Annotated in this window: 24 protein-coding genes; 10 read left to right on the top strand and 14 right to left on the bottom strand. The window is 71.1% G+C overall.

All coding sequences use genetic code 11. The features are described from left to right. The first annotated feature begins 97 nt into the window (after positions 1-97). Positions 98-1,249 carry an MFS transporter gene (locus IE252_RS12320; RefSeq protein ID WP_268248402.1) on the top strand — a complete coding sequence of 384 codons (1,152 nt, stop codon included), beginning with the start codon at positions 98-100 and terminating at the stop codon, positions 1,247-1,249. Positions 1,250-1,256: 7 nt separating this feature from the next. Here IE252_RS12320 and IE252_RS12315 read toward each other — a convergent pair whose 3' ends face one another. Next, entirely contained in the window at positions 1,257-1,817 is a 561-nt protein-coding gene (locus IE252_RS12315; RefSeq protein WP_190089391.1) for a DUF6817 domain-containing protein, read from the bottom strand. 61 nt (positions 1,818-1,878) lie between these two features. Further along, positions 1,879-2,298: a nuclear transport factor 2 family protein gene (locus tag IE252_RS12310; RefSeq protein ID WP_229848264.1), complete on the bottom strand. Its 420-nt coding sequence runs from the start codon at positions 2,296-2,298 to the stop codon at positions 1,879-1,881. 261 nt (positions 2,299-2,559) lie between these two features. Here IE252_RS12310 and IE252_RS12305 point away from each other — a divergent pair, with 261 nt between their 5' ends. Then, positions 2,560-3,159: a cupin domain-containing protein gene (locus IE252_RS12305; RefSeq protein WP_190089390.1), complete on the top strand. Its 600-nt coding sequence runs from the start codon at positions 2,560-2,562 to the stop codon at positions 3,157-3,159. A gap of 164 nt (positions 3,160-3,323) precedes the next feature. Here the strand turns inward: IE252_RS12305 and IE252_RS12300 are convergent, their stop codons facing one another. The 6 genes from IE252_RS12300 to IE252_RS12275 all read right to left on the bottom strand — a co-directional run bounded on the left by IE252_RS12300 (position 3,324) and on the right by IE252_RS12275 (position 11,497). Continuing rightward, positions 3,324-4,535 carry an MFS transporter gene (locus IE252_RS12300; protein ID WP_190089389.1) on the bottom strand — a complete coding sequence of 404 codons (1,212 nt, stop codon included), beginning with the start codon at positions 4,533-4,535 and terminating at the stop codon, positions 3,324-3,326. Positions 4,536-4,638: 103 nt separating this feature from the next. Next, positions 4,639-5,238 carry a TetR/AcrR family transcriptional regulator gene (locus IE252_RS12295; protein WP_190089388.1) on the bottom strand — a complete coding sequence of 200 codons (600 nt, stop codon included), beginning with the start codon at positions 5,236-5,238 and terminating at the stop codon, positions 4,639-4,641. Between the two features lie 117 nt (positions 5,239-5,355). Further along, entirely contained in the window at positions 5,356-7,116 is a 1,761-nt protein-coding gene (locus tag IE252_RS12290) for an NlpC/P60 family protein (protein WP_190089387.1), read from the bottom strand. A gap of 115 nt (positions 7,117-7,231) precedes the next feature. Beyond that, complete coding sequence (locus IE252_RS12285; RefSeq protein ID WP_190089386.1) at positions 7,232-8,188, bottom strand: DUF4232 domain-containing protein; 957 nt, start codon at positions 8,186-8,188, stop codon at positions 7,232-7,234. A gap of 96 nt (positions 8,189-8,284) precedes the next feature. Further along, positions 8,285-8,827 (bottom strand): hypothetical protein, encoded by a 543-nt coding sequence (locus IE252_RS12280; protein ID WP_190089385.1) that lies wholly within the window; start codon positions 8,825-8,827, stop codon positions 8,285-8,287. Positions 8,828-8,899: 72 nt separating this feature from the next. Beyond that, positions 8,900-11,497, bottom strand: coding sequence for an alpha-L-arabinofuranosidase family protein (locus IE252_RS12275; protein ID WP_190089384.1), 2,598 nt, complete (start codon positions 11,495-11,497; stop codon positions 8,900-8,902). A gap of 279 nt (positions 11,498-11,776) precedes the next feature. Here IE252_RS12275 and IE252_RS12270 point away from each other — a divergent pair, with 279 nt between their 5' ends. The 7 genes from IE252_RS12270 to IE252_RS12240 all read left to right on the top strand — a co-directional run bounded on the left by IE252_RS12270 (position 11,777) and on the right by IE252_RS12240 (position 20,234). Beyond that, a complete protein-coding gene (locus IE252_RS12270) occupies positions 11,777-12,943 on the top strand; it encodes a mandelate racemase/muconate lactonizing enzyme family protein (RefSeq protein ID WP_190089383.1) in 1,167 nt (388 codons plus the stop codon). A 35-nt stretch (positions 12,944-12,978) separates the two neighbouring features. Then, complete coding sequence (locus IE252_RS12265) at positions 12,979-14,031, top strand: zinc-dependent alcohol dehydrogenase (protein WP_190089446.1); 1,053 nt, start codon at positions 12,979-12,981, stop codon at positions 14,029-14,031. Between the two features lie 108 nt (positions 14,032-14,139). Continuing rightward, positions 14,140-15,135 carry a hypothetical protein gene (locus IE252_RS12260; protein ID WP_190089382.1) on the top strand — a complete coding sequence of 332 codons (996 nt, stop codon included), beginning with the start codon at positions 14,140-14,142 and terminating at the stop codon, positions 15,133-15,135. Continuing rightward, a complete protein-coding gene (chvE, locus tag IE252_RS12255) occupies positions 15,135-16,244 on the top strand; it encodes a multiple monosaccharide ABC transporter substrate-binding protein (protein ID WP_190089381.1) in 1,110 nt (369 codons plus the stop codon). Before IE252_RS12260 ends, chvE begins: the two co-directional genes overlap by 1 nt. 11 nt (positions 16,245-16,255) lie before the next feature. Continuing rightward, positions 16,256-17,812, top strand: a complete 1,557-nt coding sequence (gene mmsA, locus IE252_RS12250; protein WP_190089445.1) for a multiple monosaccharide ABC transporter ATP-binding protein — start codon at positions 16,256-16,258, stop codon at positions 17,810-17,812. A gap of 5 nt (positions 17,813-17,817) precedes the next feature. After that, positions 17,818-19,053 (top strand): multiple monosaccharide ABC transporter permease, encoded by a 1,236-nt coding sequence (mmsB, locus tag IE252_RS12245; protein ID WP_190089380.1) that lies wholly within the window; start codon positions 17,818-17,820, stop codon positions 19,051-19,053. A 32-nt stretch (positions 19,054-19,085) separates the two neighbouring features. After that, a complete protein-coding gene (locus IE252_RS12240) occupies positions 19,086-20,234 on the top strand; it encodes an aldose epimerase family protein (protein WP_190089379.1) in 1,149 nt (382 codons plus the stop codon). A 27-nt stretch (positions 20,235-20,261) separates the two neighbouring features. Here the strand turns inward: IE252_RS12240 and IE252_RS12235 are convergent, their stop codons facing one another. From IE252_RS12235 to IE252_RS12210, 6 genes are all read right to left on the bottom strand, one after another. Beyond that, a complete protein-coding gene (locus IE252_RS12235) occupies positions 20,262-21,104 on the bottom strand; it encodes an SMP-30/gluconolactonase/LRE family protein (RefSeq protein ID WP_190089378.1) in 843 nt (280 codons plus the stop codon). Next, positions 21,101-21,871, bottom strand: coding sequence for an IclR family transcriptional regulator (locus IE252_RS12230; RefSeq protein WP_190089377.1), 771 nt, complete (start codon positions 21,869-21,871; stop codon positions 21,101-21,103). The genes IE252_RS12235 and IE252_RS12230 overlap by 4 nt, the downstream gene beginning before the upstream one ends. A 99-nt stretch (positions 21,872-21,970) precedes the next feature. Further along, positions 21,971-22,618 carry a carbonic anhydrase gene (locus IE252_RS12225; protein WP_190089376.1) on the bottom strand — a complete coding sequence of 216 codons (648 nt, stop codon included), beginning with the start codon at positions 22,616-22,618 and terminating at the stop codon, positions 21,971-21,973. A gap of 97 nt (positions 22,619-22,715) precedes the next feature. Next, positions 22,716-23,504, bottom strand: coding sequence for a class I SAM-dependent DNA methyltransferase (locus tag IE252_RS12220; protein ID WP_190089375.1), 789 nt, complete (start codon positions 23,502-23,504; stop codon positions 22,716-22,718). A gap of 185 nt (positions 23,505-23,689) precedes the next feature. Next, positions 23,690-24,613, bottom strand: a complete 924-nt coding sequence (locus IE252_RS12215) for an SMP-30/gluconolactonase/LRE family protein (protein ID WP_229848262.1) — start codon at positions 24,611-24,613, stop codon at positions 23,690-23,692. A gap of 151 nt (positions 24,614-24,764) precedes the next feature. Continuing rightward, on the bottom strand, positions 24,765-25,829 hold the full coding sequence (locus tag IE252_RS12210) for a YncE family protein (RefSeq protein WP_190089373.1): 1,065 nt from the start codon (positions 25,827-25,829) through the stop codon (positions 24,765-24,767). A 146-nt stretch (positions 25,830-25,975) separates the two neighbouring features. On the opposite strand from IE252_RS12210, the gene IE252_RS12205 reads away from it, so the two are divergent. Beyond that, entirely contained in the window at positions 25,976-26,899 is a 924-nt protein-coding gene (locus IE252_RS12205) for a LysR family transcriptional regulator (RefSeq protein WP_190089372.1), read from the top strand. The last annotated feature ends 22 nt before the right edge of the window (positions 26,900-26,921 follow it).

The following is a 26,921-nucleotide window of genomic DNA, read 5'->3' as shown; positions in this document are numbered from 1 at the left end:
CTGATAGGCAGTCGCCGTGAGCAACCCCGTATCCGCGCGCGAAGCGGACGACGCCGGCCCCGGCACGTACGGCAGCGGGCGCGGCTGGCCCTTCGCCGTGGCCGCCTACGCGTTCGTCGTCGCGATGTGCGGCACGACGCTGCCCACTCCCCTGTACCGCATGTACCAGCGGGAGTTGGGCTTCTCCTCCTTCCTGGTGACGGTGATCTTCGCGGTGTACGCGGTCGGGGTCATCGTGGCGCTGCTCCTGCTGGGGCAGTTGTCGGACTCCGTGGGCCGGCGGCCGGTGCTGCTGGCGGGGCTGGTGCTGTCGGCGCTGAGCGCGCTGTCGTTCCTCTTCGAGCGGGGGCTGCCGGAGCTGTTCGCGGGCCGGGTGCTTTCGGGGCTGTCGGCGGGCCTGTTCACGGGGACCGCGACGGCCGCCGTGGTGGAGCTGGCCCCTCGGCGGTGGGCCGGGTCGGCCACGCTGATCGCGACCGCGGCCAACATGGGCGGCCTGGGCAGCGGACCGCTGCTGGCGGGCCTGATCGCGCAGTACGCGCCGGACCCGCTCCACCAGGTGTTCATCGTGGACCTGGCCCTGGTGGCGGCGGCCGTCGTCGGCGTCCTGCTGATCCCGGAGACGGTACGGGACCGCAGCGGCACCTTCACCCGCCCCCGGCGGTTGCACGTGCCGCCGTCGGTGCGCCCCGCGTTCGTCCCGGCGGCCATGGCGGGCTTCGCCGGGTTCGCCACCCTGGGTCTGTTCACCTCGGTGGCGCCGAGCTTCCTGAGCGAGGTGGTGGGGGTGAGCGAACCCGCGGTCTCCGGCACGGTGGTCTTCACGGTCTTCGCCGCCTCGACGGCCGGCCAGCTGCTGATGGGACGGGTCGGGGTCCGCCGGGCGCTGCCGTGGGGCTGCGTGATCCTCGTGGCGGGCATGGCGCTGATCGCCTCCGCGCTGCTGACGGCCTCCCTGCCCCTCCTTGTGGTGGGCGCGGTCGCCGCGGGCGTGGGCCAGGGCCTGTCGTTCCGGGCCGGTATCACCGACGTGGGCCGGCACAGCCCGCCCGAACGCCGCGCGGAGATCACCTCCGCGCTGTTCGTCGTGCTGTACGTGGCGATCTCGATCCCCGTGGTCGGCGTGGGGATCATGGCTGTCACGCTGGGCCTGCGGCAGTCGGGCCTGATCTTCAGCGCCTGCGTCGCCCTGCTGGCGGCCACCACGGCGGTGCTGTTGTGGGCGCGGCCGGTGCGGCGGGACGCTTGACGACTCGCTACGGCCCCAGCTGTCGCGCGCAGGCGTCCCGGGCGGCGCGGGAGAGCAGGCCGCCCGAGCGGGTGAACAGCCGGTGGAGCTGGGCACCGTGGCGCTCGGCGAGTTCGGCGTTGTGAGCCATCACATCGAGCTCGTTGGCGGCGGTGATCTCCAGGAACGCGCGCAGATCGACCTCGTCCGGCGTGTGTTCCGCGCCGGTGAAACGATCCCGGAAGACCACCGGCTCGACGCCGCCGAGCTGCGGGTACACGGCGCCGCGGTCGCAACTGGCGTACAAGTAGACGAGCGCCTCGGCCCGCTCGCCGATCAGCTCGGCGAGCACGGCTCGTTCGGTGACCGGCAGCAGCGTCTCGTCGAAGCCGTCGGTTCCGTACGTGGCGTGGCACAGCCCCGCCGCCTGGATCCGGGAATCGGCTCCCCACTCGGCCAACAGGCCGCGCACCCGGGCGAGGTGCTCCAGGAGCGTGCCGCCCGGGTGGGGCATCCGCGCCGCGCCCCGGCCACGTAGGAAGGCTTCTGCTCGGGACCACGCGGACGCGGTTGCAGGGCCGTCAGTCATGGTCACGAGTCTGGCACGCCGGTACCGGGACGCGGGCGTGCCCGACACCCCGGTGAACCGCTCAACTCACCAGCCCCGGCGTGAAGTAGTCGCGCAGATGAGCGATCTTCCCGTCGCGGACGCGGACGATCTGGACCAGCGAGAAAGTCTCGTCCGCCCCGTCCCCCTCCCCGTCGAAGACCGTGTCGATCTCGGCGATGAACACCTCGGGGTCTTCGGTGAGGTGCAGCACGTACCGGGACTTCTCGACGTTCGGCACTCCCACTCCCCCGCCACCCGTCTGCCGCTCGTAGTACGCCGCCATCGCCCTGCGGATCTCCTCCCGCCCCTCCGTCCGCCTCGGGAAGGCCGCGTCGGCGGGCACGAGCGGTGCCTCCAGGACGCCGTCCTCGGTAAACAGTTCGGCAAGAGCGTCGGCGTTACGGGTCATCGCACCGGCGTACACGTACTTCTGGAAGATTTCCTGTGCAGAGACGGACACGGCAGGCTCCCTGGGCGGTAGAACGGACAGGAAGTCCACCTCATCACAAGGGGGTTCACCAGAGAGCGACTTCTACCAGCGATCACCCGTGCCGACCTCGTGAAACCCCAGGAGGTGACGGGAGCCCCAGCCGGTGGTGTGGCGGCCCCGGGGCGGGAGGCGTTCGCGTTCGACTGCGGACGGGTACCCGCAGACGAACAGGCCCGATGTGGGGTAGATCAGAACTCAAGCCATTATCAAGCGGAAAGAGAAGCCCCTCTTATGACGCACATCGTCCTCCCCGGCCAGCGCCCCGAGGGTCGCCGCGGATTCGAGATCGTCCTCTCCAGCAAGATGACCGGCCAAGCGGCATCCTGGGTGGAAACCCGCCAGGGCCCGGCCTGGTCGGGCCCTCCGCTGCACACCCACGCCGAGTCGACGGAGACGTACTACGTCGTGTCCGGCACCCTCTTGGTCCAGGTCGACGACGAGGTCGTGGAGCTGCGCCCGCGCGCGCTCGCCCACATCACCAGTGGCACCCGCCACACCTGGGCCACTCCGCCCGGCGAGGGCTGCCACTTCCTCACCCTGCACATGCCCGGCGGTTACGAGGACTACCACCCGACCGCCCTCCAGGCCGAGAAGGACAACGGCGGGCCCCTGACCCAGGAAGACCTTTTCAAGATCGCCGCTCGCTTCGACTGGCGCCCCGCGGGCGACACTCCGATGCGCCTCACCCCCGACGGCCGTCTCGTCCCCGCCTCCCAGGCCGACGACGAGGCCGCCCGGCTGCGCGCGGAATGGCTGGCCGCGGAGGGCGAGAAGGCCGAGATCACCCCGATCCACGACCCGGGCTTCTACGTCACCAACCAGCCCGCGTAACCCGCGGCGCACCGCGGACGCCAGGGGCCTTTCCTGCTGGGTTCTGCCGGGCGGGGTGCGACGGTGCTGGAGACCGTCGCCCTCTGCCCGGCAGCCACAGCACGGCTTGCCCGATCGACCCGTGCCTCGCGGAGTGTCGGCGTGATGCGCCTCTCCCAGCGACCCTAGCCGCGTGATGCCGCCAGTGAGCTCTCTCGCCGTGCGGCGGAGGCGGCGGGTGCCGTACCCCGCCGTTCGCCCCGCCGTGCCCGTACGACGTCCGGTACCAGCGTGACGAGCGCGAGCACCGCTGTCCCCGCTCCCAGCCACAGCGGCGCCCGCAGGCCCTGGACCGCGATGGCCGCTCCGCCGAGTCCGGAGCCGAGCACCACGCCCAGCGTGATGAAGGACGAGTGGACGGTGTTGACCAGGGGGCGCGCGTTCGCCGTGCGCTGCACCCGGCTGATCATCGCCGGGTTGAGGGTGACGCCGACGAGCCCGATGCCCGTCATGGCGAGGACCGCGGGGACCTTGTGGTCCGCGAGCAGGGCGAAGGCGGTCAGGAACACGATGTTCAGGGCGAGCCCGCCCACCAGCACCGGAATGGTGCGGGAGTCGGCGAGACGGGCGACGACCGCGTTGCCGGCCACCGTGGCTGCCCCGTACACGAGCAGGAGCAGCGGGACCGCGCCGTGCGAGAAGCCGGTGAGGTCGGTGAGGATCGGCGTGAAGTAGGAGAAGGCCGAGAAGGTCGCGCCGATGATGAGCGTCGAGGTGGACAGGACCAGCCAGAGCCGCGCGTTGCGGAAGACGGCGAGCTCGTCGCGGAACTCGCCCGCCCCGTCGGCGTGTTCGAGCGAGGGAACGGCGACCGCCGTGGCGACAGCGGCGGCGACGGTGACCACGCCGACCCCGACGAACCCGGCACGCCAGCCCCACTGCTGGCCGACGAGCGTGGACAGGGGAAGCCCGAGGAGGGTGCCGACCATCAGGCCCTGCATGGCGACGCCGATGGCACGGCCGCGTACGTCCGGCGAGGTGATCTGGGCGACGACGGAAAGGGCGACGCCGAAGAACGCGGCGGAGGCCGTGCCCGTGATGAGTCGGGCGGCGAGCATGACGCCGTAGCTGCCGGCGGTCGCGGCCAGGACGTTCCCGGCGAGGAAGACGGCGAACAGCGCCATCAGCGCCGTCTTGGGGCGCAGCCTGAGCACGGCGACGGTCGCGAAGGGGCCGCCGATGGCCATGGCGAGAGCGAACGCCGTTATCAGATAGCCGACTTGGGCGATGCTGACGTGCAGGTCATCGGCGATCTGCGGCATGAGGCCGCCGACCAGGAACTCGCTGGTGACCATGGCGAAGATGCCGAACGCCATGAGGTGGACGGACTTGGGCATGGCAAACAGCCCCCTGTTCTGTATTGGCCAGTCCAAAATTCGGGCATGGTGAATGACGACTGCATACGAAGGGTGCACACCCGGCTGGATCGGCGGCGGGCGGTCAGCGGCCGAGCGCGTCGGCTCCGGTCGCCATGATCTGCTCCAGCGCGGTGCGGTCGGCGCCCGCCTGGGAGGCGATCCGCATTCCGGCGATCACCGAGCTGAGGTACCAGGCGAGCCCGGCGGAATCGCGCGAGGAGCCGATGGACCCGTCCCGCTGCCCCTCCTCGATCACGGCACGGAAGGAACCCAGGCGCCGCTCCAGGTCCTTGGCGAGGAGCCGGGCGACCTCGGGGTCGGTCTCCGAGACCGGCTCGGTGAGGGTGTTGACCGTGAAGCAGCCTGCGGCCCGTCCGAGTTCGCGGTTCTCCATCTCCCCTTCGAGGAGCATGGCGAACAGCGCCCGGATCCGCTCCAGACCGCTGCTCCCCTCCTCTTCGAGGAGGGCGACCTGGCGGGCCGTCATGGTGTCGATGTAGTGGGCCAGCGCGCGCCGGAAGAGGTGGTCCTTCGAGGTGAAGGTGTTGTAGACGCTGCTCCGGCCGAGGCCGGTGGCCTCGCACAGATCCTGGGTGGAGGTGGCTTCGTAGCCCTTCGCCCAGAAGGCCTGGCAGGCCGCAGCCACCGCCTGCCGCTCGTCGAACTGCCGTGGTCGCCCCATGAGCAGGACACTAGCACGTTTTGGAACGATCAGATCAAAACAAGGGACGTCGATCGTCCGCCCGGGCCGTGCTCAGCACCGCCCGGGCGGACGACCGCCCGCTCGGGGTCCCCTCCGTCAGATGCGGTGGACCGTGTGGAGCTTCTTGGCGTACGTACCCGTGCCGTCCAGCAGCGAGGCGCCGCCCAGGTCCGACATGGTGGGGCCGTTGCCCGTCTTGCGGCTGGACAGGAAGCGGCGCTTGCCCTCCGCGTCCGCGCCCAGGTAGATGCCGACGTGGTCGACCGTCACCGTCGGGTTGTCGTCGCCGGAGTCGGCGTTGAACAGCACCAGGTCGCCGGGCTGGAGCAGCGTCGCCGCGGGCGGGTTGGTCCCGTCGGTCTGGTCGATGCGCGCACCGGGCGCGTAGTCGACCATGTGGCGGGACTTGCGCGGGATGCGGGTGCGGGAGGTGTCCTCGCCCGCCGCCATCGGTACGCCCATGTGGTAGCCGTACACCATGCGCGTGTAGCCGGAGCAGTCGAGGTTGCCGACCTGCTTGCTGGACGGGCCGGTGTAGGTGCCGTCGGGGAAGGTCCAGCCGGTGTTCATGTACTCGTGGAAGTCGGCGCCCTCGTAGCGGTAGCCCTGCGGGTCGAGGTAGCCGTACCCCGCCTGGCCCAGGACCTGCTTGTCCTTGGTGGGCGCGGTACCGCTGACCACGGCGGGCGCGTCGGCGAGGAACATCGCCGCGTACGCGAGGACGTCCGGGGCCGTCGAGCCCGCCCAGGCGCGGATGGTCTTCTCCAGCTCCGGCGTCCAGTTCCCGTCGAAGGGCACGGGCAGCACCCGCACCCAGTCGCCGTGGGTGACGCTCGGCGGTGCGGCCCAGGTGGACTGGTCCACCTGGAAGCGGCTGACGACCAGCTTGACCGGCAGGTTGGTGCAGCCGTCGTTGGCCAGCGCGCGCAGACCGACCCGGCCCTTGCCGAAGGTGGGGTCGCTGACGTCGAAGGTCCAGGAGGCCGGTTCCGTGGACGCGGTGCGCCAGGCCTTGACCTGGATGCGGGTGCCCTCGCGGCGCACCCGGATCGTCCAGTCGGTGCCGGCGGCCACGCCCGTGGCGAGGGTGACGGCGGACGTGGTCGGCAGCAGGTCGACCTTGTCGGCGACCTCCTTCTCGACGCGCAGTTCCACCGCGCCGGTGGTCAGGAAGGACAGCCGGGCCCGGTAGTTGTTGCTGGTGTCCTGGTAGCCGAAGGACAGCGCGTAGGAGCACGCCTGGCCGGTGGGCACCTTGTCGAAGTGCGCCACGGACCGCACGTCGAAGTCGGTGATCTCGCCGTCGCGCAGGGTGGCGTGACGGCTGGCGAAGTCGGTGGTGAGGCTGATGACACCGGCGCCCGGCACGACCGAGTAGTCGGTGTCGGCGGGCCCGAGCGTCGACCAGCTGCCGCCGCCCGGGGAGGTGCCCCAGTACGAGCGGTCGGCCACGGGCAGCGACAGGTCGGGCAGGGTGCGCCCGAAGTCGTCCACGAAGGCCTTCTTGTTCTCCGTGAAGGTGCGCTGCGGGCCGGGCAGCACGACGGTACGGGCGCCGGTGGTCAGCAGGGCGACGCGCTTGCCGCCGGAGGTGACCTCGGTCCGGGACGGGGTGCCCGACAGCACGGCGGTGGTGAGCGGGGTGTTCAGCGTCAGCTGGCTGAAGTACGAGGCATTCAGCGGCGGCAGCGTGACCGAGGAGCGCGGCGAGGTCAGACCGGCGGGCGCCGCGAGGGACCCGGAAGAGCCGGCGGAAACGGCGGCACGCGCCGGGGCGGCGGCCAGGCCGCTGAGCGGGACGGTGGCAGCCGAGGCCGCGAAGACGGCGAGCAGGCTGCGCCTGGAAGTGTGGGACATGCGGGTCATCATGAGGCAGCACAGGGTGACAGGTGACACCGGGTCCCACCTGCGTCCGATGTGACCGGCTCATGGGTTTGTGTGCACCCTGTGGAGGTTGGTGAGGGGGCTGCGGCTATTCCCCCGTCGAAAGCGCGCCGCGGCTGGGCCTGCCCCCGCCGAGGCTGTCGGGCGTCGTCGGGCGGGAGGCCTGGCCCTTCGTCTCCTTCGTCCAGGGGCCGACTCCCAGCCTTCCCGTGGTTCCGAGGTCGAGTTCCGGGGTCACGATGGCGGTCGGGGAGCCGGGTTTCACCGTCACCCTTACGTACGGGATGTTCACGGGTGTGCCGGATTCGGTGGTGTTGCGCCACATCAGGGAGGCGGATGCCGTTTCGCCCGGCCGCAGGGTCACCGGCCGCGGCGGTGTGTCGGGGCCGCCGGCCGTGGAGATCGCCCCGGTGCCGTCGAGGATCCGTACGCCGGTGACCGGGCGCCTCCGCTCGTCGAGGAGCTGGAGGCGCGGGTAGCCGTCGGTCCGGATGGCTCCGGTCCCGCAGTTGATCAGGCGCATTCCCACGACGCGCAGCCCCATCGCCGCATCGCCCTCGTCGGTCGTGACGCGCATCCCCGAGGGCGGGCACTTCGCCGGCACGTCGGAGGCCTCGTCCGCCGGGACCGCCCGCACCTTGCCGATGCGCACGCGCGCACCGGAGGTGGGAACGTCTCCCAGCGCGACGGTGTCCTGGACGGTCCGGCCCGGCGGCACGGACGCCAGCGTCCGGCGCGGGTTGGAGACGACCTCCCCGGCGCCGTTCAGGACCTCGAAGGAGACCGTGTACGCGAACGGTTCGCTCTCCGCGTTCGTGACCTGGAACTTCGTCCGCGCGTCGGCGGACGGGCCGCAGTCCTGGCCGAGGATCGTCACGCCGTCCCTCTTCAGCTCGGAAGGCTCGCCCACGGGCGGGCGGGAGGCGCACGTCGGCGAGCCGGACGCGGCACGGGAGCCGGAGGCGGCGCCCTCCGATCCGCATCCGGCGACCAGGACGGTGCTCGCGGTGAGGGCGCAGACGGAGAGGAGGGCGGCGGGACGCATGCGCTCACTCCATCAGGGGCCGATCACCCGGGCAATGAGGAAGACCACACCCTTTGTCACACTCCTGATACAGCGTCACCCCGGCGGCAGCCAGGGTCAGTGGCCGGTGACCACCTTCACCATCACCACGCCCAGGCCGATGGCCGCGTCCGTCAGTCCCGCCACGAACGACAGCAGTACCCCGCCGCCCATCCGCCGCCCGCTAGCGAACCCCCACGCCGCCAGCGAGGCGACATCCACCCCCACCGCGACCCACAGCGCGTCGGTCAGGTCGAGGGCACCGGCCGCCGACAGACCGGTCATCAGTAGCGGTCCCACCGCGCAGCTGAGCAGCGGACTGCTGACGAACAGCATGTGCCGCACCTCCCGGCGGTTCGGCAGGCGCTGGTGGACGACACGGTGTGCCTGTGCGTCGGCCACCAGCGTCGCCAGCCACAGACCCACCGCCGTACCCAGCACATAGGTGGCCGCCGTGCTGTGCCGGGTGTGCGGGTTCTGGGCGAGGGCGACGACCACCGCGAGCATGGTGATCGCCGCGTAGATGCGTTCCTTGAGCCGCTCGCGCAGGGCTTCGAGCACCTGGGGCGAGGGCGCGGGGTGTCCGGCCGCCGCAGGGCCGCCGGGGTCGACGTCGGACATGGCAGCACCGTACGGTCGCTCGGGAAGCCCGCCCCCTCCGACGCGCGGCAGGGGGGCGACACCCCGCGCCGCTCAGACCGTCCGCACCTCCAGGACCGTGACCGAGTACGGGGCGAAGGTCGCGGTGAAAGCGGGTGTGATGCCGCTGACGGACCGGGTGTGCGGGACCACCGCTTCGGGGTCGGCGAGCGTGTTGGTGGCCTTCTTGTCCGCCGCCGCCAGGACCGTGACGGTGCCGGTCGGGGCCGTACGGGCCACCCCTTGGAGGGAGACGGCCGTCTTGCGGGCCGTGCCGCCCGTGTTGACCACCGCGAGGTAGATGCGGTGGTCGGCCGGGTCGTGGGTGGTGACGACGTTGAGGCCGGGCAGCGCACGCACCCCGGTGGGCAGCACCACCGTGCCCCGGCGGGTGCGCAGCATCTGCTGTGCGTAGTAGCTGGGCGAGTTGTAGCTGGTCAGACCGGAGTAGGCGATGAGGTTGGTGGCCCAGGTGTTGTCGTTGACGTGGCTGAACAGCGGCGCGTACGACTCCATGAGGACCTGGTCGGAGTTGCGGATGAGCCCGGCCACCCAGGAGGCGTCACCGAGCGCGGCGTCCAGGTTGGGCGTGGGGCGGCCCTCCTGCGCGGCCCACTCCCCGACGAACACCTTGGGGCTGTGCCGGTCGCGGCCGTCGTATTTGTGGGAGCCCGCCTGGAAGGCGGACGGCGACTGGTAGGAGTGCTCGTCGATCAGGTCGTACGGGCGGGAGGCGACCGGTGTCGTGGCGATCAGCTTGAGGGCGGGGTAGCGGGCCTTGATGGCGTCGTGGAAGGCGGCGTAACGCTCCTCGTACGAGCCGGACTTGTCGAACCAGTCCTCGTTGCCGATCTCCACGTAGGTGAGGGGGTAGGGCGCCGGGTGTCCGTCGGCCGCGCGTCGGGCGCCCCAGGTGGAGGTGGCGGGCCCGGTGATGTACTCGATCTGGTCGAGGGCGTCCTGCACGAAGGGCTTGAGGGCGTCGCCGGTGACATGGGCGCCCTGGAGGGAGTATCCGGCGTACACGCACAGCAGCGGGGTGCAGCCGAGGTCCTCGGTCATCTGGAGGTATTCGGGCAGGCCGAGGCCGTCGGTGGACCAGTACCCCCAGGCGGAGTTGCGGTGTCCGGGCCGCTGTTCGACCGGGCCGATGGTCTTCTTCCAGTCGAAGCGGTCGGCGATGACGTTGCCTTCGAGGTAGTTGCCGCCGGGGAAGCGCAGGAAAGCGGGCTGGAGGGCGGCGAGCTTCTCCATCAGGTCCACGCGCAGGCCGTTGCGCCGCCCCTTGTACGTCGGCGGGAAGAGCGAGACCTGGCTCAGCCAGAGCGTGCCGGGGGCCGGGGCGGTGACGACCAGGCGGGCGTTGAGGGTGGTGGGGGCGCTGGGGCCGGTGCGCAGGGTCAGCTCGTGCTTGCGCCACGCGTTGGTGAGCCCTCCCGTGGTCGCGGTCGCGTGGACCGTGCCGTCCGTACCGACGATCGAGACCGTCAACCTGCCCGCCATGACCGGTGACTTGACGTGGAGCGAGGCGCGGTAGGTGGTGGAGGGGCGGACCGGGACGCCCCAGAAACCCTCGTTCGCGACGCCGTCTCCTGCGGCGGCGGCCGTGACGCGCAGCGACCGGGTCAGCGCCTGGTTGAGCGGTTGGCCGGTGTCCACGGCGAAGGTGGCGCGGCCCACGGTGGACCAGTGCAGCGGTGTGGGCGCGGCCATGAAGCTGCGGTTGTTGACGAGTTCGGCGTACAGTCCGCCCTCGCCGCTGTGGTTGATGTCCTCGAAGAAGATGCCGCCGAGTTCCGGGCTGACCACGGGGCCGGGCCGGGTGGCGTCGACGGTCAGCAGCGGCTTGGTGGAGTCCACCGGCACGCCCGCGAGGGCCGCGGCCTGCTCGGCGGTGAGGGCGGTGTCGAAGACCTGGACGTCGTCGATGAGGCCGTGCGCCTGGTCGACCTCGGCGCCCCCGAAGAGGCCGCGCCCCACGGCGGTGGCGCCGGTGGCGCGCCAGCCGCCGGTGTAGGGCACCTCGCCCTCCAGGACGCCGTTGACGTAGAGCCGGACGACCCCGGTCGCCGTGTCGTCGACCCCGAGGAGGTGGTACCAGGTTCCGGTCACAGGGGCGAAGGAGGCACCGGCGACGGCTGCGGAGGCGTTCGCCGAGGTGGCGTCCGACGGCAGTCGGGTGAAGGCGAACGCACCGGTGTCGTCGCGCAGTTGCAGGAAGAATGCGCTGACCTGGGCGCCGTCGACGGAGACGAACGTCTGATAGCCGGTGGTGGCGGAGAGCCGTACCCAGGCGGCGACGCTGAAGCTCTTCGCGGTGTCCACGGCGGGCCCGCGCGTGGTGGCGTTGCCGCCCGCCGATACGTCGAGGCCGGCCGCCCCCGACTTCGCCGCACCCCAGCGCGCACCCGCGTTGAGGGTGAGCGTGCGGCCGCCGGCGCTGTCGGCGGCGGTGGTTCCGGCCGCCTCGTCGAAGGCCCAGTGGGCGACGGGCGCGGGGAGCGCGTCGGCCGCCGCCCGCGCCGGGGAGGCCCCGAACGCGGGGCCGATCGCTCCGGCCAGCGGCAAGGCGCCGAGCGCTGTGACGACCGCTCTGCGGCCGGGCCCGGAGTCGGGTTGCCCGGTCGGTCCGGTGGGGGTGCGTGGGGTCATGCTGAACTCCTCAACTCTCGGTGCGAGTTCGAGATTTCGGACAGCGTTCTGCATTTCGACGCTACTGCGCCGCCGGGAGCATTCCGCCTCCCCGGCCCCGACGTCAACACCCGAGGCGGTGCGAGGCGGTTGTGGATCGCCCTGGCCGCCGCCGACTCCGGAACGGTTCCCGCGCCACCCATTGACACCTGCGGCCGCACGTCATTACCGTCACGCCAACATTTCGAACGTGTGACGAAATATCGAACGGCATGGGCCGCAGCCTCGGGAGCAACTGCCTTGCGAATCACGGGAATCAGCACTCACGTCGTCGGGACTCCCTGGCGCAACCTCACCTACGTCCAGGTCCACACCGACGAGGGCCTCACCGGAGTCGGCGAGACCCGGATGCTCGGCCGCACCGACGCGCTCCTCGGCTATCTGCGCGAGGCCGAGGCCAACCACATCGCCGGTTCCGACCCGTTCGCGATCGAGGACCTGGTGCGCCGGATGAAGTACGGCGACTACGGGCGGGCCGGTGAGATCGTGATGTCCGGCATCGCGGTCGTCGAGATGGCGTGCTGGGACATCAAGGGCAAGGCGCTCGGCGTCCCGGTCTGGCAGCTGCTCGGCGGGAAGGTCACGGACCGGGTCAAGGCGTACGCCAACGGCTGGTACACCACCGAGCGCACCCCCGAGGCGTACCACAAGGCGGCCCGGGCGGTCGTCGAGCGCGGCTACCGGGCGCTGAAGATCGACCCGTTCGGCACCGGCCACTTCGAGCTCGACCACCAGCAGACCCGGTACGCCGTGTCGCTGATCGAGGCGGTACGGGACGCGATCGGCCCCGACGCGGAGCTGATGCTGGAGATGCATGGGCGGTTCTCGCCGTCCACGGCGGTACGCCTGGCCCGCGACCTCGCCCCCTTCGAGCCCGCCTGGCTGGAGGAGCCGGTGCCGCCGGAGAACCTCAAGGCCCTGGAGAAGGTCGCCGCCAAGGTGGACGTCCCGATCGCGACCGGCGAACGCATCCACGACCGCATCGAGTTCAGGGAGCTCTTCGAGTCGCAGGCCGCCGACGTCATCCAGCCCGACGTGGGCCACATCGGCGGCATCCTGGAGACCCGCAAGCTCGCCGCGACCGCCGAGACGCACTACATGCTCGTCGCTCCGCACAACGTGGGCGGCCCGGTGCTCACCGCGGCCAGCCTCCAAGTGGCGGGCTGCACCCCGAACTTCAAGATCCTGGAGCACTTCAACGACTTCGCGGACGCGGAGATCAAGAACGTCGTCAAGGGCGCCCCCCAGGTGGTCGACGGCTACTTCGAACTGCCGCAGGCTCCCGGCCTCGGCGTCGAGCTCGACGTGGACGCGGCCGCCGAGTTCCCCCAGCAGCGGGCCCGGTTCGACCTGTGGGCGGAGGGCTGGGAGAAGCGCGCTCCGAAGGCCTCGGGGGCGGCGGGATGAGCGGGGGTGGGAGCGGGGACTTCGAGGGCGACCCGATGAGCGGCGGCCCCCCAGAGGATCCCCACGACACCCCGGCTACCAGCCGGGCGATCGTCGTCGACGCGCCCGGCACCCACCACCTGGTCACCCGGCCGCTCCCGCAGCCCGGCCCCGGCGAAGTGCTCGTCGAGGTCACCGCCGCCGGGATCTGCCTGAGCGACCGCGAGGTGTACGACGGCCACCGCGCCCCCGGCTATGTGCGCTATCCCCTCACCCCCGGCCACGAGTGGTCCGGAACCGTCGTGGCGGTCGGGCCCGGGGTCGATCCCGCGCTGGTGGGGCGCAAGACGGTCGCCGAGGGGTTCCGCTCCTGCGGGACCTGCGAGCGGTGCCGGGCCGGGGACACCTCCCTGTGCTCCGCCGCGTACGCGGAGACCGGCTTCACCCATCCCGGCGCCTTCGCCGACCACCTGGTGGTGCCCGCCCGGCTGCTGCACCCACTGCCGGACGACGCGGACCTGCGCGGCGCGGCGCTGCTGGAGCCCGCCGCTGTGGTGGCCGCCGCCGTACGGGCAGCGGCGCCGGAGCCGGGCGAGCGGGTCGCGGTGGTCGGCGCGGGAACGCTCGGGCTGCTCGCGGTCCAGTTCCTGGCCGCCTCCTCCCCCGGCGAGCTGGCCGTCATCGACCCCCGGCGCGGACGGGCCGAGCTGGCCTGCCGTATGGGCGCGACCGAGGCCCGGGCGCCCGCCCACTCCCCCAAGGTGCACGGCCGCTACGACCTCGTCGTGGAGACGGCCGGGGCCCGTACCACCGCCGCCGACGCCTGTCTGCTCGCCCGGCGCGGGGGCCGGGTCGTCCTCACCGGGATGTTCGCGCGCGGCGCGGTGGGCATCGACCCGGTGCACCTCTCGGTGAGCCAGCTCACCGTGCGGAGCGTCTTCGGCGCCCCGTCCGCCGCCTGGTCGTTCGCCGTACGGGCCTACGGCTCGGGCCTCATCGACCCGGCGTCACTGATCACGAACGAGTTCCCGCTGGAGCGGTACGCCGACGCCCTCGCGCTCGTCGGAGGCGGTGACCCGAAGACCGGAAAGGTGCTGCTGCGCCCCTGACGTCTCGTCGCCGCCCGCAGCCGTACGTCCGCACACCCAACAAGCCGAACCTCGTTCGACATATCGAACACCCCCGTATCTGAACTCTCTCGCACAAGGAATCCGCCTGTGACCGACGTACCGGACACCGCCCCCGTCCCGGGCCCCGCGGGCCCCCGCCGCCCCGGCGAACCGGCCCTCGCGACACTCGGCCTGGCCGCCCCACACGACAACCCCGCCGACTCCTCCCCGCACGCGTTCCCCGACGGAGGCACCTGGCGCACCGAGATCCCCTCCGTCGAGGGTCCGGAGGCGCTCTCCGTCGTACTGAAGGAGTCGTCCCGCCTCGACGTGCCCGTCCACCGCATCAGCCAGGGCAGCGGGGTGTGGATGCTCTCCGACGCCGAGATCACCGAGATGGTAGAGGGGTGCGCCGAACGCGACATCGAGCTCTGCCTGTTCACCGGGCCGCGCGGCACCTGGGACACCGGGGCCTCCGCGCGCAGCGACTCGGGCGGCGCGGGACTGCGCGCCCGTGGCCACGACGCGCTCGCCGGATGCGTCGAAGACGCCCTGCGGGCCGCCGAGTTGGGGGTGCGCTGTCTGCTCGTGGCGGACGAGGGCGTGCTGTGGAGCCTGCACCGGATGCGCGAGCGGGGTCTGCTGCCCGCCGACACCACCCTCAAGGTCTCCGCGCTGATCGGCCCGGTCAACCCGGCCTCGGTGGCGGTGTACGAGCAGTTGGGCGCCGACTCCGTCAACGTGCCCTCCGATCTGACGCCCGCGCACTTCACCGAGGTCCGCCGGGTGTCGGGGGTCCCGCTCGACCTCTACATCGAGGCGCCCGACGACCTCGGCGGCTATGTGCGGATGTACGAGGCGCCCGAGCTGATCCGCCGCGCCGCCCCGCTCTACCTCAAGTTCGGCCTCTCCCGGGCGCCCGGCATCTACCCCTACGGCGCCCATCTGCGCGACACCGCCCTGGACACCGCCCGCGAGCGGGTGCGCCGGGGCCGGCTCGTCCTCGATCTGCTCGACCGCCTCGGCGCCGGCGGCGGTATGTCCCCGCTCGGCTCCCGCCTCCCCGGCCCCCTGCACCGCTTCGCCGTGAACCCGAAGGACTGATGACCATGCGCCGCACCCGACCAGCCGCACTCGTGCTCGCCCTCGCCGCGACCCTCGCCCTGACCGCCTGCGGGCAGGACAGCGAGGGCGGCGGCAAGGCGACGCCCAAGGGCGGCAAGGGATCCACGATCGGCATAGCGATGCCGACCAAGTCGTCCGAGCGCTGGATCGCCGACGGGAACAACATGGCCCAGCAGTTCCGGGCGCTCGGCTACAAGACCGACCTCCAGTACGGCGAGGACAGCGTCGACCAGCAGGTCGCCCAGGTCGAGAACATGATCACCAAGGGCGTGGACGCCCTGGTGATCGCGGCGATCGACGGGCGGGCGCTCGGCGACGTCCTCAAGCAGGCCGCCGACCAGCACATCAAGGTGATCTCCTACGACCGCCTCATCCTCGGCTCGCCGAACGTCGACTACTACGCATCGTTCGACAACGAGAAGGTCGGAGTGCTCCAGGCCACGTACATCGTCGACAAGCTCGGCCTCAAGAACGGCAAGCAGGGCCCCTTCAACATCGAGCTGTTCGCCGGGTCGCCCGACGACAACAACACCCGCTACTTCTTCCAGGGCGCCCTCAAGACGCTCCAGCCCTACATCGACAAGAAGCAGCTCGTGGTGCGCAGCGGCCAGACCCGCCTCAACCAGGTGACCACGCTGCGCTGGGACGGCGCCACCGCGCAGAAGCGCATGGACGACCTGCTGACGAAGGCGTACTCCACCGAGCACGTCGACGCCGTCCTCTCGCCGTACGACGGGATCTCGATCGGCATCCTGTCCGCCCTGCGCTCCGGCGGCTACGGAACGAGCGCCAAGCCGTATCCGGTCGTCACCGGGCAGGACGCCGAGGTGGCGTCCGTGAAGTCGATCATCGCGGGCGACCAGTCCCAGACCGTCTACAAGGACACCCGCGCCCTGGCCAAGCAGGCCGTGCAGATGGCCGACGCGGTGCTCACCGGGAAGACGCCCCAGGTCAACGACACCAAGACGTACGACAACGAGAAGAAGGTCGTGCCCGCCTTCCTCCTCGACCCGGTCAGCGTCGACAAGTCCAACTACCAGGCCACGCTGGTCGATTCGGGCTACATCAAGGCGAGTGACCTGAAGTGAACACCCCGGACATGGGGGCGCCCCTTCTTGAGATGCGCTCCATCGTCAAGACGTTCCCCGGCGTCCGGGCGCTCTCCGACGTCACCCTCACCGTCGCCCCCGGCGAGGTGCACGCCGTCTGCGGCGAGAACGGCGCGGGCAAGTCCACCCTGATGAAGGTCCTCAGCGGCGTCCACCCGCACGGAAGCTACCAGGGCGACATCCTCTTCCAGGGCGAGCCCTGCGCGTTCAAGGACATGCGGGCCAGCGAGGCGCGCGGCATCGTCATCATCCACCAGGAGCTGGCGCTCGTCCCCTATCTGTCGATCGCCGAGAACATCTTCCTCGGCAACGAGCACGCCAGGCGCGGGATCGTGAGCTGGGGCGCGACGCTCCAACACGCGGCGCGGCTGATGAAGCGGGTGGGCCTGCGCGAGCATCCGCAGACCAGGGTCGCGGACATCGGAGTCGGCAAACAACAGCTCGTGGAAATCGCCAAGGCCCTCTCCAAGGAGGTACGGCTGCTCATCCTGGACGAGCCGACCGCCGCGCTCAACGACGAGGACAGCGCCCATCTCCTCGGCCTCATCCTGGAGCTCAAGGCCCAGGGCATCGCCTCGATCATCATCTCGCACAAGCTCAACGAGATCGCGGCGGTCGCCGACTCGGTCACCGTCCTGCGGGACGGCAGGACCATCGAGACCCTGGACGTGAAGGCCCCGGACACCACCGAGGAGCGCATCATCCGGTCCATGGTCGGCCGCGACCTCGACCACCGCTTCCCCGAACGCACCCCCTACGCGGGAGATCCGGGCGCCCACCCCGCCCTGGAGGTGCGCGACTGGACCGTGCACCACCCCATCGACCAGCAGCGCAAGGTCGTCGACGACGTCACCCTGCACGTCAGACGCGGCGAGATCGTGGGCGTCGCCGGGCTGATGGGAGCGGGCCGCACCGAGCTGGCCATGAGCGTCTTCGGCCGCTCCTACGGCCGGGGCATCAGCGGCACGGTGTGGAAGGACGGCCACCAAATCCGTACGAGGACGGTCCCCGAGGCGGTGGGCCACGGCATCGCGTACGTCACCGAGGACCGCAAGCACTACGGCCTCAACCTCATCGACACCATCAGCCGCAACATCACCCTGGGCGCCCTGGGCAAGGTGTCCCGGCGCGGCATCGTCGACGAGCACGAGGAGCGCCGCGTCGCCGAGTCCTACCGCACCTCCATGGGCATCAAGGCGCCGACCGTCTTCGAGCAGGTAGGACGGCTCTCCGGCGGCAACCAGCAGAAGGTCGTCCTCAGCAAGTGGATCTTCGCGGGTCCCGATGTGCTGATCCTCGACGAGCCCACGCGCGGCATCGACGTGGGCGCCAAGTACGAGATCTACACCGTCATCGACCGGCTCGCCGCCCAGGGCAAGGCCGTCGTCTTCATCTCCTCCGAACTGCCCGAACTCCTCGGCATGTGCGACCGCGTCTACACCATGGCGGCCGGTCGCCTCACCGGCGAGACCGCCCGGGCGGACGCGACCCAGGAAGTCCTGATGCGCCTCATGACCACGCACGACATGACCACGAACAAGAGGTAGCCGCTATGGGTCCGGTCACCACCGACGCCGCACCGAGCACCCCGAGGACTCCCGAGCCACCGCGCTCCCCGACCGGGGCGCTGCTCCTGGACGCGGCCCGCCGCAACATGCGCCAGTACGGGATGCTCGTCGCGCTCGGACTGATCGTCGTGCTGTTCCAGATATGGACCGACGGCGTCCTGCTCAAGCCGAACAACGTCACCAACCTGGTGCTCCAGAACAGCTACATCCTGGTCCTCGCCATCGGCATGGTGATCGTCATCATCGCCGGTCACATCGACCTGTCCGTCGGCTCGCTGGCGGCCTTCGTCTCGGCGGCGTGCGCCGTGATGATGGTGGAGCACCATGTGCCCTGGGTGCTCGCGCTGGCCGTGGCACTCGCCATCGGCGCGGTCGCGGGCGCCTGGCAGGGCTTCTGGATCGCGTACGTCGGCATCCCGTCGTTCATCGTCACGCTCGCCGGGATGCTGCTCTTCCGGGGCGGCACCCAGATCCTGCTCGGCTCCCGCTCGCTCGGCCCGTTCCCCGAGGGCTTCCAGAAGATCTCCACCGGATACCTCCCCGAGGTCGGCCCGGACACCAACTACCACAACCTCACGGTCCTGTTGGGGCTCGGCCTGATCGCCGTCGTCCTGGTCCAGGAGGTGCGCTCCCGGCGGCGCGAGCAGGCGTACGAGCTCGATGTGCTCCCCCGTGGCCTGTTCCTCACCAAGTGCGTGGCGATGGTCGCCGCCGTCCTCGCCTTCACCCTCACCCTGGCCAGCTATCGGGGCGTACCGGTGGTGCTGCTCCTGCTCGCCGCCCTGCTCATCGGGCTCGGCTTCGTGATGCGCAACGCGGTGGTGGGACGGCATGTGTACGCGCTCGGCGGCAACCAGGCGGCGGCGAAGCTCTCCGGCGTCAAGGACAAGCGGGTCACCTTCCTGGTCTTCGTGAACATGGGGGTGCTCGCCGCCCTCGCCGGCGTCGTCTTCGCGGCACGCCTGAACGCGGGCACGCCCAACGCGGGCGTCAACTTCGAGCTGGAGGCCATCGCGGCCGCGTTCATCGGCGGCGCCTCGATGAGCGGCGGCGTGGGCACGGTCCTCGGCGCGATCATCGGCGGCCTGGTGCTCGGCGTGCTCAACAACGGTATGTCGCTGGTCGGCGTCGGCACCGACTACCAGCAGGTCATCAAGGGGTTCGTCCTGCTGGCCGCGGTGGGCTTCGACGTCTGGAACAAACGCAAGGTCGGCTCATGACACACCATCATCTACCCGGAGGAGCAGGGGACATGAACACCAGCAGACGTACGGTGATGGCGGCGGGCCTGGCGACCGGCCTGGTGGCGACCAGCCTCGGCACCGCCCACGCCGCGTCGGGCTCCACCCCCACCAGGACCCTGTTCGGCGCCCTGGACGACGGCACCCCCGTACACCTGTGGACCGTCGCCAACGGCGGCATCCGGCTGGAGGTGCTCTCGTACGGCGGGATCGTGCACCGCCTCGACGTGCCCGACCGGCACGGCCACCGGGCCAACATCGCGCTCGGCTTCGACGACCTCGCCGACTACGTCGCCAAGTCCCCGTACTTCGGCGCCCTCATCGGCCGCTACGGCAACCGCATCGCGGCGGGCAGGTTCACCCTCGACGGCCACACCTACCAACTGCCGCTCAACGACAGCGCGAACAGCCTGCACGGCGGCACCAGGGGCTTCGACAAGCACATGTGGCGGGTGGAGCCCTTCACCCGTCGCTCCGGCAGCGGTCTCGTGCTCTCCCGGACCTCACCGGACGGCGAGATGGGCTACCCCGGCACGTTGAAGGTCCAGGTCACCTACACCCTCACGGCACGCGGCGAGTGGCGCATCGACTACTCGGCGACCACGGACCGAGCGACGGTCATCAACCTCACCAGCCACACCTACTTCAACCTCGCGGGCGAGGGCAGCGGCCCGGTCCACGACCACACCCTCGAACTGGCCGCCGCCCGCTACACCCCGGTCGACGCGGGCCTCATACCGACCGGCGAGCTGGCCCGGGTGTCCGGCACCCCCTTCGACTTCCGGCGTACGAAGCCGATCGGCCGGGACATCCGCCAGGGCCACCGACAACTGGTGTACGCCAAGGGGTTCGACCACAACTGGGTCCTGGACAAGGGGAGCACGCCGGACCCCGCGTACGCGCTCACGCTCGCCGAGCCGCACTCCGGGCGGGTGATGAGGATGTACACCACCGAGCCTGGAATGCAGTTCTACACCGGCAACTTCCTGGACGGCACCCTGGTCGGCACCTCCGGCCGCACCTACCGCCAGGGCGACGCCCTCTGCCTGGAGGCCCAGCACTTCCCGGACTCCCCCAACCACCCGGCCTTCCCGTCCACGGTGCTGCGCCCGGGCGAGACGTACCGGACGTCGACCGTGCACGCCTTCTCGACGCGCTGAGGCGTGGGAGCCGGGTACCGCCTCCGCTCATCCGGCGAAGGCGGTGCCCGGCGTTCCGCGTCCCATGCCCGGCAGCACCAGGAGCGACCCGGAGAGCGGGTGCGGCTGCCGCAGGCCCGTCCGGGCGGTGGTGATGTACAGGTCGGTGAGGTCCGGGCCGCCGAAGGCGCAGGCGGTGGGGCGGCGCACGGGCAGCTCGACGACCAGGTCGAGTGTGCCGTCGGGGTGGTAGCGGCGCACCGCGGCCCCGTCCCAGAACGCCACCCAGATGCCGCCGTCGGCGTCGACGGTGAGCCCGTCGGGGAAGCCGGAGCCGCTGTCGATGACGGCGAACGGCCGCCGTTCGTGGACGAGTTGTCCGTCGTAGTCGAAGACGTCGATGCGCCGGGTCGGGCTGTCGACGTAGTACATGAGGCGGCCGTCCGGGCTCCAGCCGGTGCCGTTGCTGACCGACACCGGGTCGGGCAACACGGTGGTCGCGCCGTCGCCCGTGATCCGGGTGAGGGAGCCGCCGCCCGGCGCCTCGTCGTAGCGCATGGTGCCCGCCCACAGGGCGCCGTCCGGTGCGACCGCCGCGTCGTTGCCGCGCCGCCCGGGCACGGGGTCCCGCAGCAGCCACGAGAAGGCGCCGTCGGGGCCGTAGAGCCCGACGCCGTCGCGGAGGTTGACGACGAGGCCGCCGCCCGCGCGCGGCTTCGCGGCGCCGACGTGCTGCTCGGTCGCCATGACCGTACGGCTTCCGCTGCCCGGCTCGTACGTGTGGATTCGCGACGCCAGGATGTCGACCCAGATCAGCCGCCCGGCCACCGGGTCCCAGGTGGGTCCTTCGCCGAGCTCGGCCGCTGCCGGCACGGCCACCTCGGGGTTCATCGCGCGCCCCGGTGGCCGAGCCGTACGGACAGGTCGCCCGCGCCCTTCAGCGCCAGCTCGGCGAGCTCCGTCTCACGCGCCTCGGTCCACCGGATCATCGGTACGGAGACGGACAGCGCGGCGACGACCCGGCCCGCGCTGTCACGTACCGGGGCGGCCACGCAGCTGACGTCCGGGTTGGATTCGCGGTGCTCGAAGGCGGTGCCCCGGGCCCGTATCTCGACGAGCGCGGTGCGCAGCACCTCAGGGTCGGTGATGCTGTCGGGCGTCATGGCGACGAGCTCCACGCCGCCGATCCTGGCGTCGAGTTCGGCTTCCGGGAGCGAGGCGAGCAGCATCTTGCCGACGGAGGTGCAGTGGGCGGGGAGGCGGCGGCCGGCGGCCGAGACCATGCGGACGGCGTGGGTGGAGTCCACTTTGGCGATATAGATGACGTCGGTGTCCTCCAGGATCGCCACATGCACGGTCTCGTCGCAGGTCTGGGCGACCTCGCGGGCCACCTGCTGCCCCTCGGCGGCGAGGTCGAGCTGCTCGGCGTACCGGCTGCCGAGCTGGTACGTACGGACGCCGAGCCGGTAGCGCCCCGGCTGCTCGGGTACCGCGACCAGATAGGAGCGGGCGGCCAGCGTGGTGACCAGCTCGTGGACCGTCGTCCGTGGCAGCCCGAGCCTGCGCATGACGTCCGGCGCGGAGAGCGGCGCCTCGCTCTCCAGGAAGAGCTCCAGCACGTCCAGCGCCCTGGTCACCGCCGGCACGAGTCGCCCCATGGCCCGCCACCCACCCTCCGTGTTCGAAACTCCGGTCAACGGCCGGAATGACGAACACAGGCTAGCGACAGGGTGGTTCGGGGGGCAATGGGCGGGATCTCAGCGCGTGCGTCGGACAGGCGCTGACTCGGTGGGGATCCCGTGGGCGGTGACGAGGCGGGCGCTGCCTTCGGCGAGTTGGTAGGCCAGGCCGACGACTCCGGTGTGGCCGGAGGCGACCTGGTCGGCGAGGACGCGGGAGCGGTCCAGGAGCAGGTCAACGGTGTGCAGTATGTGCGTGTCGATGAGGTCGCTGTCCGAGGTGAGACCGGCGGCGCGGGCGGCCAGCACGCTGGGGGTGACACGCTCGACGACGTCCCGGACGTACCCCGCTGCGGACAGCCCGTCCTCGACCGCGGCGCGGGCGGCCGCGACGGCGCCGCAGGAGTCGTGTCCGAGGACCACGACGAGGCGGCAGTCCAGCACGCTCGTGCCGTACTCGATGCTGCCCAGGACCTCCGGTCCCAGGACGTGCCCGGCGGTGCGCACCACGAACAGGTCGCCGAGGCCCTGATCGAAGATGATCTCGGCGGCCAGCCTGGAGTCGGAGCAGCCAAGGAGCACCGCGAAGGGCTTCTGCGCCGGGGCGAGCTCGGCGCGCCGTGCGGCGTCCTGATTCGGGTGCTGCGGCGCCCCGGCCACGAAGCGCCGGTTCCCGGCGAGCAGGGCGGCGAGGGCGTCGGCGGGAGAGACGGAAGTGGTTGTCATGTCGGCAGACTCTACGAGGCGGGCGGGGGCGCGCGCACGGGCCGAGAGCCGCACTGTGCGCGCCCACGTTGACGTCCCCTCAGCGGCGCATCCGCTCTCAGGCGGCCCGGTGGGTGACACGGATCTTGGACTGGCCGTGTCTGCGTGTCTCCCAGTCGTCCATGAACCGTGCGGCCAGGCCGTGCCGTTCGGCGAGTGCGACGAGCGTGGAGGTGCGGTAGTAGAAGTCCTCGCGCAGCACCTGGTGTTCGGCGCCCTCCGTACGGTCGAAGGTGAAGTCGAAGAACCCGTCCGGCCGCAGGATGCGTCCCACGTGCGCGAAGCACTCCTCGATGACCTCGATCGGTGAGTGCGAGAAGACGCTGTGGGCGTGAACCACGTCGAAGTGGGCGTCGGGCAGGAAGTCGAAGGTGAGGTTCTGGGTGATCGTCAGGTGGGGCAGTTTCCCCTGGAGGGCCCGGGATGCCACCGTGCTCTTCGCCGCGATGAGGATGTCGGGGGATATGTCGATGCCGTAGTAGTGGCCCGCGTCCAGGTATTCGATGAACCGCCAGCCCGCCCGCAGGTTTCCGCAGCCGATGTCCAGCATCCGCTGGTCCGGGCTCAGTCCGTGTTCCCGCAGGTAGTCGAACTGCATCTTGCCCAACGCCAGCCAGCGGTCATGCGTCTTGCTGCCCACCGCCGCCTCCGGACTGCGGGCGGCGTCGGAAGCCATCACGGCACGGTAGTAGTCGACGTGATCGGGGTGCTTCAGCCGCAACCAGGTGTCCCTCGCCGTACGTTTGACGTGCGGCGCGATACGCCCCGGGTTGGCGATCGCGTACCGGACCTTGTGCGACACACTCGACCGGTTGACCGCAACCGACCTGGCCTTCTTCTCAGGCATACCAGCCCTTCCGTGAGCGGATTCCACGGAACCGACTGTAGGCAGCGATCAGTTGGGGATCGTCCCTCATACGGCCGAACCCGACGGCTCCTCCTCAGGTGCCGTGTCCCTCGGAAGGAGGAGGGGGGAGATGGACGAGAGAAGCACACGGCCCGCTCAGCGGGCCGCATACCTCTGGGGACCACTCACCCCCGCAACGGCACCGCCACCACGTCGTACTCCGTGTCCGGCGTCGGTGTGATGTCCATCCGTGCGTTGGGCAGATAGAGCCGGTCGCCCCACACCGCCACCGTGGTCGGGATCCGGAAGCGGGGATCGGTGATCCGCCGGAGCCACGTGCCCTGCGTCCCGGCCGCGTTGAGCCGAATCACGTCGATGGCGTTCTGCTGGTTCTGCACCACGTACAGCACCTGCCCGAGCAGCAGCAGGCCGTCCCCGCTGGGGAGTTTCAGCTCGCCGAGGCCGACCCGGCTCGCCGCTCCGGTACGCGGGTCGACCCTCATCACTCCCCCGCCGTCGACGACGTTGTTGGCGACGAGCAGGGCGCTGCGGTCGGGGGTGCGGACGATGCCGTTGGCGGTCCAGCTGGTGCCCTGGACCCACTCCCCGGTCAGCGGCACCGGCTCCATGCCCAGCGGCTCGCCGCCGGGGCCGAGGGGGACCTTGTAGAGCTGGGCGTTGAACGAGTCGGTGAACCAGGCGGCGGACGGGGTGAGGACCACGTCGTTGACCATGGCCGTCGGTGCGTCCACCGGGTAGACGTGCGTGACGGCGCCCGAGCGGATGTCGACCACGCGGATCTCCGAGCCGCCGCTGACGAACAGCCGCCCGCGCCCGTCCGTCTTGAGGCCACCGCTGCCGTGCGCTTCTCCGAGGCCCTTGCTGACGAGGCGGCGTTCGCCCGTGGCCAGGCTGACGCGGAGGATGTCGCCGTTGGCGAGCGAGCCGAGATACACGTACGGCTCGCGGCCGATGGCGATGCCCTCGGGGCGGAAGCCGTTGGGGAGCGCGAACCGGGCGGGCCAGGTGCGCCCACCCGACTCGGCCGCGTGCGCGGAGCCCGACAACGGGGACACGAGGGCGGCCCCGCCGAGGGCCACGCCCGTCATGAGCAGTTTTCTACGTGAGAGGGGGCCGGGAGCGGGCATCGAGTGCCTTTCGTAGCAGTTGCGTACGACTCACACGGGGCGCTGTAGATTGCCGGCCCCGACCCACCTCTACGCCGTCCGGCCTTACTGCTGGTGCACTCGCGCTCGACCCTCAGGCCGGACGCGGGATGTAGGCCAGACCGTGGGCGCCGGGCTCGCCAGCCTTGGCGATGTCCAACCGGCTCAGCTCCCGCAGCGTCTCCAGGTCGACGATGTGCACGGTGGACGAGACGACACAGGACACGTAACCGATCCGACCGTCCGGCGACGCGGTGATGGTCAGCGGGAAGAGCCCCACTTCGAGGCCGCCCAGCCGCTTACCGGTGTCGGCGGAGAACACCGTGAGGCGGCCCGGCGCCTGGCGGCCGAGCTGGGACGCCGGGTCGGGTTCCATGCGCAGTTCGCCCACGAGCAGCTTGCCCGTCGAGGTGAGGTGGACCGGCAGGACGACGCCGTCGGTGGGCAGTGTGTCGACCACGGACGCCGTCCGGGCGTCGATGACCTTGATCCCCGTGTCCGGCCGGTCCCCGTCGGCGGCGAGGAAGGAACCGGCGTACGGCGAGGCCACGTAGGCGTGGGCACCGTCGGCCGAAACGGCCAGTCCCTCACTGCCCGGCACCTCGACCTTCGCGGTGAGGACGCCCCGTTCGAGGTCGACGACCGACACGAACGGCGCTTCCTTGTTGGTGGCGTACCCCGTCCTCCCCGCGGGGTCGATGGCGAACCAGTGCGGGCCGGGCGCGTCCGTGTCGATCCTGCCCAGCGGCCGTCGGGTCTCCGTGTCGATGACCACGACACCGCCGGGCCGGTCCGCCGAGCCCTCGACGCTGACGTAGAGACGACGGCGTTCCGTGTCCAACGCGAGCCCGTGCGGCCCGTGTTCGGGGGCGAGGTCGATGACCTCGACGATGCGGCGCGTGTCGGCGTCGATGACGGTCAGCTCGGTGCGTCGGCCGCTGTTCGCGTGGTAGTAGCCCGAGTGGTACGAGGTGGTGCACCACAGGAGGCGCTGCGTCGGGTCGAAACACACCTCGTGGGGCTCGGCGACGATGTCGATCGTGCCGATGTGCCGGTCGGAGGCGGCGTCGAAGAACGAGATGGTCGGCCCGCTCTGACTGACGACGGCCAGAACGTCGCCGTCTCGACCGGCGCGGGGGGACTGTGGCTCGGAGGGCACAGAGGGCTCCTTGAAGAGGTGGAAGGGGGTGTCACGCGATGCGTTTCGCGGACGTCTCCACTCTCGCCACGGCCGAGCCCCACAACAATGCAAGAATGAGCACCTAATCATTGCCCCAGGCGTAAACATGCAGCTCAGGAGCACCATTGGATCTCAATCTGCTGCGCGCCCTGGACGCTCTGCTCCAGGAGAACAGCGTGACCCGCGCCGCCGAGCGGCTCGGCACGTCACCGGCGGCCGCCAGCCGCACGCTGGCCCGGCTGCGGCGTGCCGTCGGCGACCCGCTCCTGGTCCGCGCGGGGCAGGGGATGGTCCCGACCCCGCGTGCCCTGGAACTCCGGGACGAGGTGAGCGCGTTGCTGCGCGGCTGCGACAACGTCCTGCGGCCCGGGGCCGGTTTCGACGCCGTACACCTCCAGCGCACGTTCACCGTGCAAGCCACCGACCTGCTTCTGACGGGGCTGGCCGGGACCTTGACCGACCGGATCCACGCGGAGGCGCCGCACGTGGACGTGGTCTTCCTGCCGGAGGCGATCGAGGGCGGCCCCGCGCTGCGGCAGGGGTTGGTGGACGTGGAACTGGGCGTCCTCGGGCACCTGGACCCGGAGATCCGCACCCGCCAGCTCACGGAGATGCCGCTGGTGGGCATCGCCCGCAGCGGGCACTCCCTCTTCGACGGGCGCATCACCGCCCGCCGTTTCGCCGCGGCCGACCACATCGGCATCTCCCGGCTCGGCAAACGCCTGGGCCCCATCGACAACGCCCTCGCGGAACGCGGGCTGCGGCGTCGTATCTCGGTCGTCGTCCCCAGCCATACGAGCGCGATGATGCTCGCCCGTACCACCGACCTCGTCGCGCTCACCCTGGACGGCTGGCTCTCGGACACCATCTCCGCGCTGGGGCTGCGCACCTTCCCCGTCCCCCTGGACCTGGCACCCCTCGAACTGGGAATGGCCTGGCACCCCCGGAACTCGACCGACCCGGGCCACCGCTGGTTCCGCGACCATCTGGCGGCCGCGGTACTGGCGCCGTTCGGCACGGAGCCTGCCCCGGGAGACGGCGGGTCCTAGCCACACCGCCCTCCCGGGATGA

It is taken from the genome of Streptomyces melanogenes, from assembly GCF_014649795.1.
GTDB lineage: Bacteria > Actinomycetota > Actinomycetes > Streptomycetales > Streptomycetaceae > Streptomyces > Streptomyces noboritoensis.
This window is presented reverse-complemented; position numbering and strand designations above follow the sequence as displayed.

Coding starts and splice junctions, on each gene's coding strand:
- IE252_RS12315 (WP_190089391.1), bottom strand. CDS start 1,817: ATGACTGACGGCCCTGCAACCGCGTCCGCGTGGTCCCGAGCAGAAGCC.
- IE252_RS12305 (WP_190089390.1), top strand. CDS start 2,560: ATGACGCACATCGTCCTCCCCGGCCAGCGCCCCGAGGGTCGCCGCGGA.
- IE252_RS12300 (WP_190089389.1), bottom strand. CDS start 4,535: ATGCCCAAGTCCGTCCACCTCATGGCGTTCGGCATCTTCGCCATGGTC.
- IE252_RS12295 (WP_190089388.1), bottom strand. CDS start 5,238: ATGGGGCGACCACGGCAGTTCGACGAGCGGCAGGCGGTGGCTGCGGCC.
- IE252_RS12290 (WP_190089387.1), bottom strand. CDS start 7,116: ATGTCCCACACTTCCAGGCGCAGCCTGCTCGCCGTCTTCGCGGCCTCG.
- IE252_RS12285 (WP_190089386.1), bottom strand. CDS start 8,188: ATGCGTCCCGCCGCCCTCCTCTCCGTCTGCGCCCTCACCGCGAGCACC.
- IE252_RS12280 (WP_190089385.1), bottom strand. CDS start 8,827: ATGTCCGACGTCGACCCCGGCGGCCCTGCGGCGGCCGGACACCCCGCG.
- IE252_RS12275 (WP_190089384.1), bottom strand. CDS start 11,497: ATGACCCCACGCACCCCCACCGGACCGACCGGGCAACCCGACTCCGGG.
- IE252_RS12265 (WP_190089446.1), top strand. CDS start 12,979: ATGAGCGGCGGCCCCCCAGAGGATCCCCACGACACCCCGGCTACCAGC.
- chvE (WP_190089381.1), top strand. CDS start 15,135: ATGACCATGCGCCGCACCCGACCAGCCGCACTCGTGCTCGCCCTCGCC.
- mmsA (WP_190089445.1), top strand. CDS start 16,256: ATGGGGGCGCCCCTTCTTGAGATGCGCTCCATCGTCAAGACGTTCCCC.
- mmsB (WP_190089380.1), top strand. CDS start 17,818: ATGGGTCCGGTCACCACCGACGCCGCACCGAGCACCCCGAGGACTCCC.
- IE252_RS12240 (WP_190089379.1), top strand. CDS start 19,086: ATGAACACCAGCAGACGTACGGTGATGGCGGCGGGCCTGGCGACCGGC.
- IE252_RS12235 (WP_190089378.1), bottom strand. CDS start 21,104: ATGAACCCCGAGGTGGCCGTGCCGGCAGCGGCCGAGCTCGGCGAAGGA.
- IE252_RS12230 (WP_190089377.1), bottom strand. CDS start 21,871: ATGGGGCGACTCGTGCCGGCGGTGACCAGGGCGCTGGACGTGCTGGAG.
- IE252_RS12225 (WP_190089376.1), bottom strand. CDS start 22,618: ATGACAACCACTTCCGTCTCTCCCGCCGACGCCCTCGCCGCCCTGCTC.
- IE252_RS12220 (WP_190089375.1), bottom strand. CDS start 23,504: ATGCCTGAGAAGAAGGCCAGGTCGGTTGCGGTCAACCGGTCGAGTGTG.
- IE252_RS12215 (WP_229848262.1), bottom strand. CDS start 24,613: ATGACGGGCGTGGCCCTCGGCGGGGCCGCCCTCGTGTCCCCGTTGTCG.